14 protein-coding genes are annotated in these 16,797 nt (G+C 71.5%); 4 read left to right on the top strand and 10 right to left on the bottom strand.

Features of this window, described 5'->3' with window-relative positions; genetic code table 11:
- Positions 1-5,343 carry an alpha-2-macroglobulin family protein gene (locus tag ACLBWX_RS17245; protein ID WP_447678227.1) on the bottom strand — a complete coding sequence of 1,781 codons (5,343 nt, stop codon included), beginning with the start codon at positions 5,341-5,343 and terminating at the stop codon, positions 1-3.
- Positions 5,344-5,485: 142 nt separating this feature from the next.
- On the opposite strand from ACLBWX_RS17245, the gene ACLBWX_RS17240 reads away from it, so the two are divergent.
- Positions 5,486-6,931, top strand: coding sequence for a serine protease (locus tag ACLBWX_RS17240; protein WP_447678226.1), 1,446 nt, complete (start codon positions 5,486-5,488; stop codon positions 6,929-6,931).
- A 9-nt stretch (positions 6,932-6,940) separates the two neighbouring features.
- On the opposite strand, the gene ACLBWX_RS17235 is transcribed toward ACLBWX_RS17240, so the two are convergent.
- The 5 genes from ACLBWX_RS17235 to ACLBWX_RS17215 all read right to left on the bottom strand — a co-directional run bounded on the left by ACLBWX_RS17235 (position 6,941) and on the right by ACLBWX_RS17215 (position 10,227).
- Positions 6,941-7,096, bottom strand: a complete 156-nt coding sequence (locus ACLBWX_RS17235; RefSeq protein WP_103708171.1) for a DUF3309 domain-containing protein — start codon at positions 7,094-7,096, stop codon at positions 6,941-6,943.
- A 130-nt stretch (positions 7,097-7,226) separates the two neighbouring features.
- Positions 7,227-8,276 (bottom strand): cysteine synthase A, encoded by a 1,050-nt coding sequence (locus ACLBWX_RS17230; protein ID WP_447678225.1) that lies wholly within the window; start codon positions 8,274-8,276, stop codon positions 7,227-7,229.
- A gap of 40 nt (positions 8,277-8,316) precedes the next feature.
- Positions 8,317-8,682, bottom strand: coding sequence for a response regulator (locus ACLBWX_RS17225; protein ID WP_055946868.1), 366 nt, complete (start codon positions 8,680-8,682; stop codon positions 8,317-8,319).
- Positions 8,683-8,841: 159 nt separating this feature from the next.
- The gene (hpt, locus tag ACLBWX_RS17220) at positions 8,842-9,411 is read right to left on the bottom strand and encodes a hypoxanthine phosphoribosyltransferase (RefSeq protein ID WP_056476556.1); all 570 of its coding nucleotides are present in this window, start codon (positions 9,409-9,411) and stop codon (positions 8,842-8,844) included.
- 12 nt (positions 9,412-9,423) lie between these two features.
- Positions 9,424-10,227, bottom strand: a complete 804-nt coding sequence (locus ACLBWX_RS17215) for a zinc-ribbon domain-containing protein (RefSeq protein ID WP_447678224.1) — start codon at positions 10,225-10,227, stop codon at positions 9,424-9,426.
- Between the two features lie 194 nt (positions 10,228-10,421).
- Between ACLBWX_RS17215 and ftsE the strand changes: the two genes are divergently transcribed.
- The 3 genes from ftsE to ACLBWX_RS17200 all read left to right on the top strand — a co-directional run bounded on the left by ftsE (position 10,422) and on the right by ACLBWX_RS17200 (position 13,083).
- The gene (gene ftsE / locus ACLBWX_RS17210; protein WP_181259686.1) at positions 10,422-11,120 is read left to right on the top strand and encodes a cell division ATP-binding protein FtsE; all 699 of its coding nucleotides are present in this window, start codon (positions 10,422-10,424) and stop codon (positions 11,118-11,120) included.
- Positions 11,117-12,133 carry a cell division protein FtsX gene (locus ACLBWX_RS17205; protein ID WP_447678223.1) on the top strand — a complete coding sequence of 339 codons (1,017 nt, stop codon included), beginning with the start codon at positions 11,117-11,119 and terminating at the stop codon, positions 12,131-12,133. Before ftsE ends, ACLBWX_RS17205 begins: the two co-directional genes overlap by 4 nt.
- 140 nt (positions 12,134-12,273) lie before the next feature.
- Complete coding sequence (locus ACLBWX_RS17200) at positions 12,274-13,083, top strand: YdcF family protein (RefSeq protein WP_447678222.1); 810 nt, start codon at positions 12,274-12,276, stop codon at positions 13,081-13,083.
- Positions 13,084-13,138: 55 nt separating this feature from the next.
- Here the strand turns inward: ACLBWX_RS17200 and ACLBWX_RS17195 are convergent, their stop codons facing one another.
- The 4 genes from ACLBWX_RS17195 to rpoN all read right to left on the bottom strand — a co-directional run bounded on the left by ACLBWX_RS17195 (position 13,139) and on the right by rpoN (position 16,493).
- On the bottom strand, positions 13,139-13,483 hold the full coding sequence (locus tag ACLBWX_RS17195) for a hypothetical protein (RefSeq protein WP_447678221.1): 345 nt from the start codon (positions 13,481-13,483) through the stop codon (positions 13,139-13,141).
- Positions 13,480-13,947: a PTS IIA-like nitrogen regulatory protein PtsN gene (gene ptsN, locus ACLBWX_RS17190; protein WP_056476546.1), complete on the bottom strand. Its 468-nt coding sequence runs from the start codon at positions 13,945-13,947 to the stop codon at positions 13,480-13,482. Before ptsN ends, ACLBWX_RS17195 begins: the two co-directional genes overlap by 4 nt.
- A gap of 118 nt (positions 13,948-14,065) precedes the next feature.
- Positions 14,066-14,677: a ribosome hibernation-promoting factor, HPF/YfiA family gene (hpf, locus tag ACLBWX_RS17185; RefSeq protein ID WP_447678220.1), complete on the bottom strand. Its 612-nt coding sequence runs from the start codon at positions 14,675-14,677 to the stop codon at positions 14,066-14,068.
- Positions 14,678-14,930: 253 nt separating this feature from the next.
- Entirely contained in the window at positions 14,931-16,493 is a 1,563-nt protein-coding gene (gene rpoN / locus ACLBWX_RS17180; RefSeq protein WP_447678219.1) for an RNA polymerase factor sigma-54, read from the bottom strand.
- Between the last annotated feature and the right edge of the window lie 304 nt (positions 16,494-16,797).

The following is a 16,797-nucleotide window of genomic DNA, read 5'->3' as shown; positions in this document are numbered from 1 at the left end:
CTACTTCGCGCTCACCGTCATCGAACCGAAGCCGGTGCGGCCGAAGCGCTCCGGCCGATACATGTCCTCGATGGTGGCCGCCGGATGGACGTAAGCACCGGGCGAGACCGCCCGCACGGTGTAGGCGACCCGGAAGAAGGCGGACTGCTCCGGGCTGCGCTCGTAGGCCGCCACGAAGCGGTCGTCGCGGAACTCGGTGTGAACCGGGGCGACGTCCGACTTGGCGAAGGCGAGCCCGGCCAGCGCGTCGGCATCGAGAAGCTTCGGGTTGTCGATCTCCAGGCCGGCCGGCAGGCGGTCGACGAGGAGGAGGCGGCCGGCGCTCGCCTTGGCCTCGGTCACGGTGAGCACCACCACGAGGCGTTCGTTCTGGCGGACTCCCTGGGCGAGGTCGACCGGAGTGCCGTCGAGGCGGTGGTAGCGCCGCTCGATCGTGTAGCCGCGCGCCTCCGCCGGCTCCGGGGCGATCGGGTTGCCGCTGATGCTGACCACCGCCTGCACGGGCTGGCTGCCCGCATTGACCAGGGTGACCGGCTTCCCGTCCAGGGCGGCGGCCCGGTAGCTGCGGGTCACGGCGCCGCTCTCGGGGCGGCCGTCGAGGGTGAAGCGGAGGTTTTCGGAATCCGCGCTCAAGCCCTCGGCGGCGAGCACCATCCAGGCCTCCTCCTGGGTGCTTGTGGGCCGGCCGCTGGCGCGCTCGGCCGCGATGAGCGCGCCGAGCGGATGGACGCTGTCGCGGGCCAGGCCCGTCTCGGCGGCCAGCGCCAGCAGGCCGGCACCGTCGCGCAGGCGCGAACCGTAATCCGGCCGGTAGACCGGGCTCGCGGCCGTCTCCCGGAAGCCGGCAATGGCGGAGGTGAAGGCCTTGGCCGCCCGGCCGCGGTCGCCGAGCAGCGCCAGGGCAGCGGCGATCTGCCCCCGAGCCAGCGGAGTCGCGAACGAGGCCAGCTTGGTGTCGGCGAGGTAGCGCAGGTCGCCCATCACCGGGCGGCCGTTGCGGGCGAGCACGTAGGCCGCATAGGCGATGTCCATGCCGCCCTCTCCGACCTCCGTGGTGTTGGCCACGGCATTGCGCAGGCGGTCGAGGGCATGGGCGAAGGCGGTCTGCGGCACGGCGAACCCGCGCTCCCGGGCCCGGGTCAGGAAGTCGGTCACGTAGGCGTTGAGCCAGGTGTCGCTGGCCCCGTCGGTGGACCACAGGCCGAAGTCGCCGGCCGCATTCTGGCGACCGAGCACCCGCTCGATGGCCTGGCGCACGCGCTCGTCGGCCTTGTCGTCGAGGCCCAGTTTGTCGAGTGCCGCGAGGCGGTTGACGTAGAGGAGCGGCATCGCCCGGCTCACGGTCTGTTCGGAACAGCCATAGGGGTAGCGGTCGAGGGACTGCAGCAGGGCCGGCACGTCGATGCCGGCAAAATTCGACGCGGAGAGCGAGACCGCGCCGGTGCCGGGCAGGATGTCGGCCAGGAGCTCGTCGGAGAGGCGCAAGGAGGCACCGGGTTCGAGGGTCTGCACGGAGCGACGGGCGAGCGCCCCCGTGCCGGGGCCGATGTCGAGGGCAAAGCTCTGGCCGACGCCCTCGGGCAGACCGGGCCCCCGCAGGGTCAGGTCGATCCGCGACAGACCCGGTCCGGCGGCGGTGATGGGGATGACGAGGGCGCCCTTTGCGCCGGCCTCCAGCCGCAGGGTCTTGTGCACCGCCTCGGCACCGACGAGGACGGAGCCGGTCAGATCGAGATCCACCGTGTAGTCGCCGGTCTGCCCCTCGACGTTGTCGATGGCGACGTGGAAACGCGAGCGGTCGCCGACGTTGAGGAAGCGCGGCAGGGTACCGGTGAGAACGACGGGATCGCGGATGATCACGTCGGCCTGGGCCGCGCCCACCTTGGCGCGGCTCCAGGCGGTCACCATCACCCGACCGGTGCCGTTGAAGGCCGGAAGGGGGAAGCTCACGCTGGCCCTGCCGTCCGGCCCGACCGTGACCGGCCCGGAATAGAGCGCCAACGGCGCCTGGGTCGGGGGCGAATCGGCAAGCTCGGCCGCGCCGCTGTCGCCGCCGGAGCGGATCGCGCCCAGCGTCCCCTGCATGCCGTCGATCAGGTATCCGTAGAGGTCGCGGATCTCGGGACCGAGCGCCTTCTGGCCGAAGAAGTAGCCGAAGGGGTTGGGCGCCTCGTAGCGCGTCAGGTTCAGGATGCCGACGTCGACGAGGGCCACGCTGACCCGAGCCTCCTCGCCGGATTTCAGGCCCGCGAGCTGGATCGGCAGGGTCAGGGTCTCGCGCGGGCGGGTCTTAGCCGGTGCCTCCAGCGTCACGCCGAGGGTGCGGCTGTCCCGGTCGACCCCGAACCACGCCAAGCCCAGCGCACGGCCCGGCAGGCGCTTGGCCGCCTGGTCGAGGGGTCGGTAGGCAGTGGCCACGAGGTAGGCCCCCGAGCCCCACTCCGCCTTCACGGGAATGTCGACGGTGGTGCCGGCGGCCGGCACGTCGATGGTGAGGAGCGCGTGCAGCCTGTCGCTGACGACGGCGAGCGTCGCCTGTCCCTTGAACTTCGGCTGCAGCCGCGCGTGCAGGGTCTCGCCGGCGGCGTAGGCCGCCTTGTCGAGGCGAAGATCCAGGAGGTCCGGCACGTCCGCGGTCTCGCCGCCGCTCCAGCCCACCGTGAAGGTCACGCTCGCGGTGGCGGCCGGCCGACCCGGCACGTTCGCCTCCAGCCGATAGGTGCCGTAGCTCACCGTGGCGCCAATACGGCCCGCCGCGTCCGCGGTCAGGTCGAGTCGGCCGTCGGCGACGCGGCGCGTGCTGGTGACCGGCTCGTAGGACCAGCGCCCGTTCTCGCGGTACCATTGATAGCTCTTCTCGACGCGCTGGAGCGTCCAGGCGACATCTCGCTGCGCCAGGCGCCGGCCGTCGGGGGCGGCCATGACCACGTCGAACCCGGCGACGCCGCCCTCCTGGATGTCACCGCCGAACCCCTTGCGGATGGCGAGCACCGGCCCCTCGGGCAGGATCGGCAGGGTCAGGCTGCGGCTCAGCGCCCGCCCGCCGGGCTCGCCGACCTGCAGGGTGATCTTCGCCTCGGTGGGACGCGGCGCGGCCAGGGCCTGCACCGGCACCACGAGCCGGGCCTTGCCGGCCGCATCCGTTGTCGCGCGCGCGTCGATCTCGGCCGAGGCAGCCTCGACCCGCTCGTCGTCGAGACCGACGGAGAAGCCCTCCAGCCCCTTGATGCCGTTGCCGGCCGCCTGCTGCACCAGCACCGTGCCGGAGACCTCCAGGCCGGCACCGGGCGCGCCGTAGAGGTAGCGCGCGGCCACGTCGATGGTGGCGGGCGCCCCCCGGGTCAGGCTCGGCGTCGCGCTCTCCAGCGTCACCTCGAGGCGCTCGGGAACGTAATCCTCCACGAGGAAGCTCGCCTCGCCGATGGCCGGCGCCTTCGGGTCCGTGTAGGCCGACACCCGCCAGGTGCCGTGCTGGGCGCCCGACAGCAGGGGCAGCGCCAGGGCGCGCCCGCCGAGGCCGGCATCGGCCACCTGGGCGCGGCGGTACTCGACGCCGTCCGGGCGCTTGACCACCAGGGTGAGCGGGATCTCCGGCACCGCGAGGCCGCTGGCGTCGCGCAGGAGCCCTGTGAGATTCACGGTCTCGCCCGAGCGGTAGACCCCGCGCTCGGGAAACACGTAGGCCTCGACGGCGCCGGGCTGTGGCCGCCCCTTCACGCCGCGATCGGTGAGGTCGAAGGCCGACTGGCCCAGGTCGAGGAAGCCGTAATCGTCGCCGATCTGTGCCACCACGAGACCGGGCGCGATGCCCCCCTCCCCGCGCGCGAGGCCCGGCGCGAAGGCGGCGTGGCCCTGCCGGTCGGTCTTGGCCGTGGCCAGGACCTCGTTGTTGCGCGCCACCAGCCGGATCTCGGCGCCGGGCACGGTCTCGGCCGAGGCCAGTGAGCGGGCGAAGACGTGGACGCCGTCCCGGCCCTTGAAGGCCGTGAGCCCGAGATCCGAGACCACGAACCACTGCGTGGCCTGGGCCTCGTAGCCGCCCTCCTCGTCGGGAGACGCGGCGGCTCCGCTGGGCTGCGCCACCATGATGTAGATGCCGGGCTCCAGCTTGCCGACGGCCTGAAGCACCGGGAAGGCCGTGACGGCCTCCTGGTTCAATTCGGCCTTGGCCGTGTCGAGCACGCCCTTCCAGACGCGCTGGCCCTTCTGGTCGGCGATGGTCCGCGCCGTGGTGCCGTTGAGCTGGGACAGGAAGTCCTCGGCCCGCAAGGATGGCAGGAGGCCGCGGTCGCCGACGCGCAGCACCTCCACGTCGATCTTGGCCGCGTTCACCGAGACCAGGGGCACGCCAGCCTGACCGGTGCGGGGCAGGACGTAGTTGCGCCCCGTGAAGCGGACCTGGGGCGAGCGGTCCCGGACATAGACTTCGTAATCGGCCGATTTCAGCAGGCCTTCGCCCGCCGCCGACGGGAGGCCCGAGCGCACCACGAAGGCGTAGCGCTCGCCGTGCTTGAGGCCGTCGACGCAGACCTGCTGACCGGCGCCGGTGACGGCGGCGTTGGCCGCACCCGAGACCGCGATGTAGGGCGTGAAGTCGGTCTTGGCCGCGATGCCTTCGGAGAACTGGAAGCAGATGCGCGGCGCCGCGGCGTCCGAATCGACGGTGTAGTTGAGAATGCGGAAGCCGTGCTCGGCCCGCAGGGTTTCGTAGGTCCCGCGCACCTCGGCATCGTCGGCCAGCACGAGGCTGGCGCGGTAGGCTTCCAGTGACGGACGCCATTCCGCCTCGGCCGCGTAGACCTCGCCCAGGACGGCGAGGGCCTCGGCCTCGGCCGCCGCAGTCCCGGCCCGCAGATAGCCCTGATAGGCGGCGGCCCGCGCGTTGCGGCGCAGGCGCAGGCGGCTCGCGTAGTCGCCTGCCTGGTCGTCGTTGCCGACCGTACTCGCCGCGCGGGCATAGGCGAGCCAGTTCGCCGGCTCGCCGGGCTCCCCCGCCACGGCGAGACCGAGAGGCTTGAGGGCATCGGCCGGCTTCTCGGCCTCGACCAGGGCCTCACCCTCGGCGCGGGCCTTCGCGGCGCCTTTCGCATCCGGCTTGGCCATCCCGGCCTCGCCCTTCAGCGTGGATTCGAGGCGCACGCCGTCGCTGGCGAGGTCCTCGCGCACGAAGCTCTTCGCGGCGGACGGCCTGGGCATGACCTTGGCCGCGGCCCGGGCGGTCGGAGCCTGCGCCTGGACCGTGGCGGGAAGCGCCAGCGAGCCAACGATCGCCAAGGCCTGCAGGATGCCCGCGACGCCGACCGCCGATCGGGGCGAGCGCCCGTGTCCGGTTGTTCCCGCCATGCTTCCACCCCGTCGTCCGGGCGCCGGTGCCTTGCGCCGGGCGGGACCGTAGCACTTCGCGCATCCGCCGCAACGGCCTGGAATTCGGTCGCGGGCTCTGCCACACCGGACCGGTTCTCGCTGGGGAGACGCGACTTCGGCCATGACGCGACGGGATCGGACCATCCGGGGCGTAACCGGATTGCTGCTGGGGATGATGGCGGGCGCGGCGGCCGCCCAGACGCCACCCGCACCGTGGCCCGCCGCCCCGGCCCCCGCGCGGCCGAAGCCGGCCGCGCCCGACCCGGCCTTCGAGGCGGCGCGGGTCGCATTCGAGGCCCTGCCGGAGACCGAGCGCAAGGGCCTTCAGGATGCCCTGGTCTGGACCGGCGACTACAACAGCGTGATCAACGGCACCTTCGGACGGCGCAGCTTCGACGCGCTCCAGGCCTATGGCAAGCGGAGTGGCGGGACCGGGCTGCCGGATGTGGCCGGCCGGGCCGCTCTCCTGAGGGAAGGCGCCGCGGCGCGTGCGGCCGCGCGCTTCACGGTCAAGCCGGACCCGGCCAGCGGCGTGGTGCTCGGCGTGCCCGAGCGCGTTCTGCCGAAGCGCTCACCGCAGCCCGGCGGCACCCGCTGGCAGAGCGCCGACGGAGGAATCACCCTGGAGACGAAATCCTATCCGGCCGGCGAGACCGGGCTCGAGGCGGTCTTCGCGCGCGTCACCGCGCCGAGCCCCGACCGGCGGGTGACCTACAAGCTCCTTCGGCCCGACTTCCTCGTCGTGACCGCCGAGACCGGGACGGGCAGGTCCTATATTCGCTACGCCGCCGGCGAAGCCGGCCTGCGCGGATTCACCCTCGGCTACGACAAGGCCCTGGCCGGCGAGGTCGACCGCCTCGCCATCGCCATCGCCAACAGCTTCGTGCCCTTCCCCGATGCGGCCCCGGCCGCCGCCGCGCCGGTCGCGACCGCTGTTCCCGCCCCCGCGCCGCCGCCCGTGCCCGGCAGCCGGCCGGCCCCGGCCGCGACGGGCCTCCTCGTGGGGCCGGGACGCGTCCTGGCGAGTGCGGCGGCCCTGGCAGGCTGCCGGACACCGCTGGTCGCAGGCCAGCCGGCGCGGATCGCCGTCGGCGCCACGGCGGACCTGCTGATCCTGGAAACAGGCCCCCTCGCGGGACGAAGCGCGATCACGCCAGCCATCCGCGGGAGCACGCTGGCCGAAGGCGAGGCGGTAACGGCCCTCACCATCGATGCGGAGGGCGGCGTCGCCGTGGCACCGGGCCAGGTGATTCTGGGGGACAAGGCGGAGAGCGCCCGCATCACGGCGCCACTTCAGCCCGGCGCAGGGGGCGCTCCGGTCCTCGACCGCTCGGGCGCGCTCGCCGGCCTCGTCGCGATGGTCCCGGCGCGACCCCGCCTGGTGGCTGGGGTTCTGCCGCCGGCGCGCTACGGCCTGGTGCCGGCCGCAACCCTTGCAAGCTTTCTCGGAGCGGCTGGCCTTCGGGCATCGCCGCCGAGAGACGCCGGCACGCAAGGGGCCGGCACGTCCGGCGCAGCCGCCGCAGCCCTGGCGGGCGCGGTGGCGGCCATCACGTGCCAGCCGTGAGCGAAACCGTCAGATTCGCCCGGTGACGAGGAGCACGATCAGGATGATGACGAGCAGACCGCCGAGGCCGAAGCTCGGACCGCGGTAGGCGCCGCCGCCGAGGAAGTTGCCGCCGCCGAGGACGATCAGGATCAGGAGGATGAGGAGGATGGTGGTCAGGGTCATGGGTGGGAACTCCGTCACGCGCCCAACCGAAATTGCTTGAGCTTGACCGTACAAACGTCGCCATGACGATTCCGTTCAACGGTTCATGCGGCATAATCCCGGAAACGCAGGGTTTTTTACTGCCCCGCGCTCAGGCCCGCCAATCCGGCAGGGACTCGGACGCGACACCGAGCCAGGCCGGCACCGGCAGGCCTCGCTCCGCCAGGAAGGCGGGGTTGAACAGCTTGGACGCGTAGCGGGCCGCGCCGTCGCACAGGATGGTCACGATGGTGTGCCCCGGCCCGAGCTCCCGGGCGAGCCGGATCGCGCCGGCGACATTGATGCCGGACGAGCCGCCGAGGCTGAGGCCCTCCTCGCGCATGAGCCGGAAGACGATGTCGAGGGCCTCGCTGTCGGGAATCCGGAAGGAGACATCCGGCGTGAAGCCCGCCAAGTTTCGGGTGATCCGGCCCTGACCGATGCCCTCCGTGATCGAGGAGCCCTCGGCCTTCAGGGTACCGGTGGTGTAGTGGGCGTGCAACGCCGAGCCCTCCGGGTCGGCGAGGCCGATCCGGACGCCGGGCCGCGCGGCGCGCAGGGCCGCGGCGGTGCCAGCGAGGGTCCCGCCGGTCCCGGCCGCGCAGATGAAGCCGTCGACCGCGCCGCCGGTCGCCGCCAGGATCTCCGGGCCGGTCGTCTCCACATGCGCCTGCCGATTGGCGACGTTGTCGAACTGGTCGGCGAAGAAGGCGCCGGCCGGCTCGGTCTCGGCGAGGCGCTCGGCCAGCCGGCGGGCGGCATGGACGTAGTTGTCGGGATTCGCGAACGGCACCGCCGGCACTTCCACGAGGCGGGCGCCGGCCAGGCGCAGGGTCTCCTTCTTCTCGGCCGACTGCGTCTCGGGGATCACGATGACCGTGCGGTAGCCGCGCACCGCGGCGACGAGCGCCAGGCCGATCCCGGTGTTTCCGGCCGTGCCCTCCACGATGGTGCCACCGGGCCGGATCGCACCGCGGGCCTCGGCGTCGCGCACGATGGAGAGTGCCGCCCGGTCCTTCACGGAGAGGCCGGGATTCAGGAATTCCGCCTTGCCCAGGATGGTGCAGCCGGTCTCCTCCGAGGCGCGCGCCAGGCGGATCAGCGGCGTGGCACCGATGGCCGAGAGGACGTCGGGCAGGGAATGATCGGGGTGGACGGTCATGCACAGGACTCCGAGGGCGAGGCGGCGGACCCGGCGCGTCTCAGGCGGCGAGCGCCCGGTTCACCGTGGAGCGCAGGTCAGCCAGCGAGAACGGCTTCGTCAGCACGTCGGTGACGATGGCATCGAGGCCGCGGGCGCGCTCGCGCTGGTCGGCGAAGCCCGTCATCAGCAGGATGGTGAGGTTGGGAAAGTCGCGCTTGGCCGCGAGCGCCAGGGCGATGCCGTCCATCAGCGGCATGCGGATGTCGGTGAGCATGAGGTCGAACGCGCCGTCCGCCTCGGTCAGCCGGTCCAATCCGTCGCTGCCGTCGGTCGCCGTGACCACGGCATGGCCGTCGATCTCGAGGCCCCGCTTGAGGAAGCCTCGCACCGTCTCTTCGTCATCCACCAGAAGGATGCGGGCCATCGTGCGTCTGTGTCTCTGTCGTATCCGGGCGCTCAGTGACGCAAGCGCCGGCGCGCCCTGTCAAGGGATCGCCGGACACAGCGAGCGCCTTAAGGCCCGAATCGTTTCATAATCTCTCGTGCGCAAGGTGAATTTCTGCGCGGGGCGGGAAAGCGGGCCTCAGGTGCCGCCGAACAGGTCCGGCTCGCGGCTCTCGTAGTCGACGAGGCCGACGAAGGGGAGCTGACGATAGGCATGGGCGACATCCATGCCGTAGCCGACCACGAACACGTCCGGGCAGGTGAAGCCGACGAAATCCGCGTCGATGGTCACGGCGCGCTTGCCGGGCTTCTCCAGGAGCACGGCGGTGAGCACCCGCTTGGCGCCCCGCGCCATCAGCAGGTCCTTGGCGAACACGATGGTGCGACCCGATTCGAGGATGTCGTCCACGAGGAGCACGTCGCGCCCGCGCACCTCGCTCTCCACGTCACGCAGGATCTCGACCTGTCCCGAGGAGACCGTGGCGGTGCGGTAACTCGACAGGTGGACGAACTCGGCCTGCGGCTCCAGCCCGACCCGGTGCAGGGCGCGCAAGAGGTCGGCGGCGAACATGAAGCTGCCCTTCAGCACAGCCACCACGAGGAGATTCTCGGGATTGGCGGCCGCGATGGCCGCCGCGAGTTCCTCGGTGCGCCGGGCGATGGCGGTTTCGTCGAAAAGGACGCGGACGCGTCGGGAAGTGCTGGTCATCGGCGTTCCATATCACGGGGCCGGCGCGCTGGCATCGGCCTTCGGGCGGGACTCGTCCGCCTCCACGGCGGCAAAGTGCACGCGCACGGAGCGGCCCTGCGCCGGCGGCGCCGACAGGCTCGCCCGGAAGCGCGCGGTCTCGCCCTTCTCGAGGGCCGTGCGCGGAGGAGCGATGCGCCAGCGATAGAGCGGCTGGTCGTGCCCGTCCCGCACCTCGATCTCGATCGGCGACACCGCGACCTCCGCGACGCCGACGAGGTCGCCCTCGACCACGAGCTGGCCCTGGGCACCCTCGCCTGGGCTCTGGAACGCCACGACGTCGCGAAACGCGACGCCGCGCAGGTTCACCGGAAGCCCGACGCGTGCGTAGAGCCCGGCACTCTGAGGCATCGCCCGCACCACGGTGGCGCGTCCGAGACCGGCGAGACCGAGCCCCGCCACCACGGCGAGCCCGAGGATGGCGCCGGGCGAGGACATGAGAAAACCCGGGCGCTTGGTTTTCGCGGGCTTCGTCCTGGCCCGCGGGCGCGGCGCCTCGGATGGCGCCGCAGCGGGTTCCGGCTCGGCGGCCAGGGCCGATTCCCAGGCATCGAGGTCGGCCTGGGCTGAGGCGCGGCTCTGCGCCGCGTCGGGTCCGAGTTCGGAGGCGGCCATCATGGCGGCGGTCATCTCGGCCTCGAGGGCCGCGGAGACGTCGTCGGGGGAGATGAACCAGGTCTCGCGACAGGCCGCGCAGCGCACCGAGCGCCCGTCCGCGCCGACGCGGTCGACGTCGATCTCGTATTCGCTGGCACAGGACGGGCAGACGATCAGCATGGCGTCCGTGGGCCTCGATCTCGATGGACGGTTGCCGACGGGGGCAAAAAGACTCAAACGGTTCTCGGTCAACACGGTTAATCGTCCGTGAAGCGGGCGGCTGTTCGCTGAGTCGCGCAGAGCCGCCGCGAGGAGCCGTCTTCGGAGGGCAGGACTTTGGGGGGCAGGATTTTGGGGGGATCGTGGCGGATCGGGTGAACACGCAGTCGCTCCTCTCCGGGGCCGAAGAGCCGGTGGTCCAGTTCGAGAGCGTCGGCATGCGCTACGGTCTCGGACCGGAAGTGCTGAGCGACGTCAGCTTCCAGATCGCGCCGCGCTCGTTCCAGTTCCTCACGGGTCCGTCCGGCGCGGGCAAGACCACCTTGCTGCGCCTGATCCTCCTGTCCGTGCGCCCCACGCGCGGCCTCGTCTCGGTCTTCGGCGAAGAGGTCAGCGACATTTCCAGCGAAGCGCTGACCGGCCTGCGCCGGCGCATGGGAGTGGTCTTCCAGGATTTTCGCCTGCTCGACCATCTCACGACCTACGAGAACGTGGCGCTGCCCCTGCGCGTCCAGGGCCGCTCGGAGACGAGCTACCGGGCCGAGGTCGTCGAACTCCTGCGCTGGGTCGGCCTCGGGGAGCGCATGCACGTTCTGCCGCCCCTGCTCTCGGGCGGCGAGAAGCAGCGCGCCGCCATCGCCCGTGCGCTCATCGCCCGGCCGGAACTGCTGCTGGCCGACGAGCCCACCGGCAACGTCGATCCCGGCCTCGGCCGGCGCCTGCTCCGCCTCTTCATCGAGCTCAACCGGCTTGGCACCTCCGTGTTGATCGCGACCCACGACTTCGCCCTGATGGACCTCGTCGATGCCCGGCGCTTCGTCCTCGGCGACGGCCGCCTGACGGTCGAGGCATGATGGACGAGACCGACACTCCTTCCGCCGCGCCGACGCACCGGACGCCCACCCGCACCGACGATCGGCCGCCGGTGAAGCCTCCGGCCCCGCCGGACGCGCGCGGCGCCCCCCTGCCCCCGACTCTGCGCCGCAACGCGCCCCTGGTGCCGACCGACTCGGCGGCGAGCCGGGCTCTGGCCGCCGTCATCGCCATCCTGACCTTCCTGGCCGCCCTCTGCGCCGGGGCGGCCGAGATCGTGGCCTCCAGCGCCGTCCAGTGGCAGGACACGGTGGCCCAGGAGGTGACGATCCAGGTGCGTCCGAGCCCCGGCCGCGACATCGACGCCGACGTCGCCCGGGCAGAGGGTCTGGCCAAGGCCACGCCCGGCATCGCCGCCGTGCGGGTGTTCTCGAAGGCGGAGGCCGAGCGCCTGCTCGAGCCCTGGCTCGGCAGCGGCCTCGACCTCTCGGACCTGCCGGTGCCGCGCCTCGTGACCCTGAAGCTCGCCGAGACGGCGCCCGACCTGAAGCCCCTGCGGGGTTCCCTCGCCGAAGCCCTGCCCGGGGTGGCAAGCCTGGACGATCACGCCCTCTGGCTGCGTCGGCTCTCCACGGCCGCCAACACCTTCGTGGGCGTCGGCATCGGCATCGTCCTGCTGGTACTGGTGGCGACGGGTCTCGCCGTGGTCTTCGCGACCCGCGGTGCCATGGCGGGCAACCGGGAGGTGGTGGAGGTGCTGCACTTCGTCGGCGCCAACGACGACTTCATCGCTCGCGCCTTCCAGCGCCGCTTCTTCGGCCTCGGCCTGCGCGGCGGCATCCTCGGCTCGGGCGCGGCGATCGCGGCCTTCGCCCTGGCCGGGCTGGTGGCGCGCAACTGGCGCTCGGGCCCGGCCGGCGAGGAGATCGAGGCCCTGTTCGGCACCTTCCACATCGGCTGGCGCGGCTACGCCGCCGTGCTGCTCATCGGTGTCATCGCCTCCGTGGTCACCGGCATCGTCTCGCGCCTCACCGTGCGGCGCTTCCTGGCCTGACGGAACGGCCCGCGACAGGGTCGCGTACCCTGTCACGCCACCCGCCGATCCCGTTAACCCTTCGTGAACCTTTCCGGGCGGAGATACTTGCCTCGTGAACGCCCCAATCGGGGCTACTCTCTGGAGGAATGACGAGGCGGATGTCAGCCAGCGGCACCATGAGGCCCTCCGAGGCTTTCGGATGGGCCTGGACCGACGCCGCATCGTGCGTACCCGCAGCGGTACGGCGTTCCCCGGCTCCTGCCGGATCCCAGCCCGCGGCCCGGACCGGGCTGAGCCCGACCGCGCGGGCCACCCTCGGCCTCGCCGCCGCCGGCGCGGTCGCCCTGTTCTGCGGCTTCCTCACCTTCGTCGCCTGCCTGGAGCGGGACGAGCGCGTGCCCCAGGGCCGCGCCGACGGCATCGTGGCGCTCACCGGCGGCGCCCAGCGCATTGGCGACGCCATCGACCTCCTGGCCAACGGCTACGGCCGTCGCCTCCTGATCACCGGCGTCAACGAGCGTACCAGCCGCGACGAGATCGCTCGCCTCAACCCGAACCAGCGACACTGGATCGATTGTTGCGTCGATCTCGACTACCGGGCCCGCAACACCATCGGCAACGCCATCGAGACCCGGCGCTGGATGCGCCAGCACCGCTTCAGCACGGTGACGGTGGTCACCTCGAATTACCACATGCCCCGCACGATGGTGGAACTCGACCACGCCCTCATGGGTGGCGACCGCGTCGTACCCCATCCGGTGATCGCGGAAGGCTTCGACCCCGACGGCTGGTGGCACCACCCGTCCTCGGCCAAGCTGCTCGCCTCCGAATACCTGAAGTTCCTCGTGGCCTGGGTCCGGACCCGTTTCGAGACCGATCCCGAGCGCTCGCGGGCCGCGATCCTCATCGGACGCGGCAAGCCGATCAAGATGGTCGCCGAACCGCTGCTGCTGCGCGGGCAGGAATAGACCGGAAGCCCTGGCCGAGCGTCGTCCCGGAGACCCTTGCTTCAGAGACCGTTGCTCAGAGCCCCTTGCACTGGCTCCGGATCATCCCGGAAAACTCCCTCTCGGAAGTCTGGACCTGATTGAGTCGGTCCGTGCGCTCGGCACCCGAGAGGCAGCGGCCGTAGACGCTCGCCACCCGGCGCATGGTTTCCACGTGCCTGCGCCAGACGCGGCACTGATCGGCCGCCTCGCTGCCGGCCTGTTCGAGCTGGTCGATGGCCTGGCGCTGCATCGAATTCGCCACCAGGACATCGCGGGCACAGGCCATATCGGTGGCGCCGCGCTGTTGCGCCAGGGCGGGCGCGGCGACGAGCAGGAGGGCGGCCGCGACGGGCACGCAGGACAGGACGCGCATGATCATGCGGCCTGCGAGGCCGAGGTGTGGGTGAGCAGCGCGTAGAGGGCACTGGCATCGCGGGCAGCGCGGATGCGCTCGAGGATGCCGGGCTCGCGCAGGATGCGGGCGACCTGAGCCAGGGCCTTCAGGTGATCGGCGCCGGCGCCCTCGGGGGCCAGGAGCAGGAAGGCGATGTCGACGGGCTGGCCGTCGAGGGCATCGAAATCGACCGGCTTCTCCAGCCGGGCGACGAGCCCGAACAGACGGTCGAGGCCGGGCAGCTTGCCGTGCGGGATGGCGACGCCGTCACCGATGCCGGTGGAGCCCAGGCGCTCGCGCTGCAGCAGGGTCTCGAACACCTCGCGCTCGTCCAGTGCCGGAAGCTGACGCACCGCGTGAGCGCTGAGCTCCTGCAGCATCGACTTCTTGGCGCGGACGCGCAGGGACGGCACCACGGAATCCGGAGAGAGGAATTCCAGCACTGGCATGAAGGACCGTCGCCCCGTCGGCGGCCGCCGAACCGGCTGCCACTCCATGAAAGGTCGGGCCGCCCGAGCGGCCCTTGAACTCAATCGAGCGGGTTCAGGCTCTGTTCCCGACCCGCGCCTACGAGGCCGCGTCGGCCGGATCGACCCAGCCGATAGCCCCGTCAGAGCGGCGGTATACGACGTTGATGCGCCCGGTGCCAGCGTGAACGAACACGATGACCGGTGCCCCCGTGAGATCGAGGGCGGTGACCGCCTCGCTGACCGAGTGGCGCTTCAGGGTCTTGGTGCTCTCGGCCACCACGGGAGGATGCGCCGCCTCCTCGTCCGCTTCGTCCTCGTCGAGGTCGATGGCGTCCGCCTCGCTCGGGGCGGCGAACACCGCGTAGGCCGCCTGCACGGTCGCGCCGTCATGGCCGGCCGCGCCGTGATCCTTCAACTTGTGCTTGTAGCGACGGAGGCGCTTTTCCAGGCGGTCCGCCGTCTGCTCGAAGCTCGCATGGGCGTCGTGGGCCGCGCCGGAGGCTTCCAGGGTCAGGCCGGAGACGAGGTGGAGCACGCAATCGGTGCGGTAGGCCGTCCCATCCCGGCGCAGGGTGACGTGGCCGGAGCAGGTCCCGCTCATGTGGCTGTCGAGATATTTCGAGAGGGTGGCAGCCATTCGCTCCTCGACCCGGCCCCGCAGGGCTTCGCCAAGGTCCAGGCCGTGGCCCGTCACGCGCAATGACCCCATGATTCCTCCGCTTTTGGTTGTGGACACGCCCTGGGTGAGGCGAAACCCGAGTTAAGGAGCCTCTCTCGGAGAAGTCAACGCGAGGCAGTGCCCGGACCTTGTCCCGGCCTCCGATCCGTCAGGCGCGACCGAAGAGCGCCTCGCCGTCGTCGTGGCGGAGCCTGGCGCGTCCATGCTCAGGTACGGGTCGGCCGGAGCAAGCCTCGACGACTCTCCGCGTCAACCGTCGCGGAGAACGCCCTGGCGATGCGCATCACCGCCCCGCATAGGCGAAATGCTCCCGGCGGCGCTCGATCGAGGAGGGGATCCGCAGGGATTCCCGGTACTTGGCGACGGTGCGGCGGGCGATGTCGATGCCCTCGTCGCGCAGGCGCTGCACAAGGGCGTCGTCCGAGAGCACGTCGCTCGGCGCCTCGGCGTCGACGAGTTGCTTGATGCGGTGGCGCACGGCCTCGGAGGAGTGCGAGGCCGTGCCGGCGGCGCCCGGGATCGCGGCGGTGAAGAAGTACTTCATCTCGAGCGTGCCGCGACTGGTGCCGATCGACTTGTTGGAGGTGACCCGCGAGACGGTGGATTCGTGCATGCCGATCGCCTCGGCAACGGTCTTCAGGTTGAGCGGGCGCAGGTGCGCGACGCCGTGCAGGAAGAAGGCGTCCTGTTGGCGCACGATCTCGGAGGCGACCTTGAGGATGGTGCGGGCGCGCTGCTCCAGGCTGCGGGTGAGCCAGTTGGCGGTCTGCAGGCATTCCGAAAGGAAGGCCTTGTCGCCGTCCGCCACCGCGCCGCGCGAAACGCGGGCGTAGTAGCTCTGGTTGACCAGCACGCGCGGCAGGGCCTCGGCGTTGAGTTCTACCAGCCAGGACCCGTCGGGCGCGGCGCGCACGAACACGTCGGGGATCAGCACCTCGACGGCGCGCGCCCCGAAGGCGCGGCCGGGCTTCGGGTCGAGCCGGCGCAGTTCGGCCAGCATGTCGACGAGATCCTCGTCGTCGACGCCGCAGAGCCGGCGGAGGGCCGTGAAGTCGCGCTTGGCCACGAGGTCGAGGCGCGAGACCAGGGCCTGCATGGCCGGGTCGAAGCGGTCGCGGTCGCGCAGTTGCAGGGCGAGGCACTCGGCGAGGTCGCGGGCGGCGATCCCGGCCGGCTCGAAGCTCTGGACCAGCTTCAGCACCCGGGCGACCCGGTCGAGGGAGGCGCCGAGGCGCTCGGCCACATCATCGATGGATTCGCGCAGGTAGCCGGCATCATCGACGGCATCGATGAGGAAGCCGCCGATCAGGCGGTCCATCGGATCGCGGGTGGCGAGATCGAGTTGGGCACCGAGATGCTCGCGCAGGGAGATCTCGGCGGTCAGGCTCGCCTCGAAGTCGGGGGCCTCGCCGTCGAAGCTGCCGCCGGTGTTGCCGTAGGGTGCCGGCGTCAGCGAGAGCATGTCGCCGGAGGCGGCCTCCCGGGCATGCGTGGGGTTCTCGTCCGAGAAGACGTTGTCGAGGCGGGTGTCGAGGGCGCTCTCCATGTCGGCGCCGCTCGCCGTCAGCGTGGTGGCGATCCAAGGCTCTTCGCCCCCGTCGAAGTCGCCGCCCTCGCCGTCGACGTCCCGGTCCACCGAGGATTCGGATGGCGTCTCGGCGGCGGGGCGCTCGCTCTCGCTCTCCCCCTCGGCGCGCTCCAGAAGCGGGTTGCGCTCGAGCTCTGCGTCGACGTAGGCGGCGAGGTCCAGCTGGGAGAGCTGGAGCAGCTTGATGGCCTGGAGAAGCTGAGGCGTCATCACCAGGGCTTGCCCCTGGCGCATTTCCAGCCGTTGCAGCAGACTCATGGTTGTCGCCCCGGGTGAGTCGCACCTCAGATCCGCGGCGCACGTCGCCGTGAGCCGCGCTTCGGCACAAATCTTGCTTCCTGTTGTCTGCTTCCAGGTCTAGCGCCAACCCGATCGCACGTCAAAGTGTGCAGGCCCCTGTTTGCATCCAAATTGGGCAGGCCATGAAAGCAGCACGGGTGTGAGCGCCCCTCCCCGGCCCGAGCTTCGCATCGCGTGCCCTAACAAAAGCTTCTGCAATCAAGGGAAATTCCCGCACCGCACCAAAGCTGCAGACGGAGCGCGGCCGCGGAAGCCGGCAAAA

The sequence above is a fragment of the Methylobacterium sp. M6A4_1b genome (genome assembly GCF_053345175.1).
This window is presented reverse-complemented; position numbering and strand designations above follow the sequence as displayed.

Coding starts and splice junctions, on each gene's coding strand:
- ACLBWX_RS17240 (WP_447678226.1), top strand. CDS start 5,486: ATGACGCGACGGGATCGGACCATCCGGGGCGTAACCGGATTGCTGCTG.
- ptsN (WP_056476546.1), bottom strand. CDS start 13,947: ATGCCAGTGCTGGAATTCCTCTCTCCGGATTCCGTGGTGCCGTCCCTG.
- ACLBWX_RS17205 (WP_447678223.1), top strand. CDS start 11,117: ATGATGGACGAGACCGACACTCCTTCCGCCGCGCCGACGCACCGGACG.
- ACLBWX_RS17235 (WP_103708171.1), bottom strand. CDS start 7,096: ATGACCCTGACCACCATCCTCCTCATCCTCCTGATCCTGATCGTCCTC.
- hpt (WP_056476556.1), bottom strand. CDS start 9,411: ATGACCAGCACTTCCCGACGCGTCCGCGTCCTTTTCGACGAAACCGCC.
- hpf (WP_447678220.1), bottom strand. CDS start 14,677: ATGGGGTCATTGCGCGTGACGGGCCACGGCCTGGACCTTGGCGAAGCC.
- ACLBWX_RS17225 (WP_055946868.1), bottom strand. CDS start 8,682: ATGGCCCGCATCCTTCTGGTGGATGACGAAGAGACGGTGCGAGGCTTC.
- rpoN (WP_447678219.1), bottom strand. CDS start 16,493: ATGAGTCTGCTGCAACGGCTGGAAATGCGCCAGGGGCAAGCCCTGGTG.
- ACLBWX_RS17195 (WP_447678221.1), bottom strand. CDS start 13,483: ATGATCATGCGCGTCCTGTCCTGCGTGCCCGTCGCGGCCGCCCTCCTG.
- ACLBWX_RS17230 (WP_447678225.1), bottom strand. CDS start 8,276: ATGACCGTCCACCCCGATCATTCCCTGCCCGACGTCCTCTCGGCCATC.
- ACLBWX_RS17215 (WP_447678224.1), bottom strand. CDS start 10,227: ATGCTGATCGTCTGCCCGTCCTGTGCCAGCGAATACGAGATCGACGTC.
- ACLBWX_RS17200 (WP_447678222.1), top strand. CDS start 12,274: ATGTCAGCCAGCGGCACCATGAGGCCCTCCGAGGCTTTCGGATGGGCC.
- ACLBWX_RS17245 (WP_447678227.1), bottom strand. CDS start 5,343: ATGGCGGGAACAACCGGACACGGGCGCTCGCCCCGATCGGCGGTCGGC.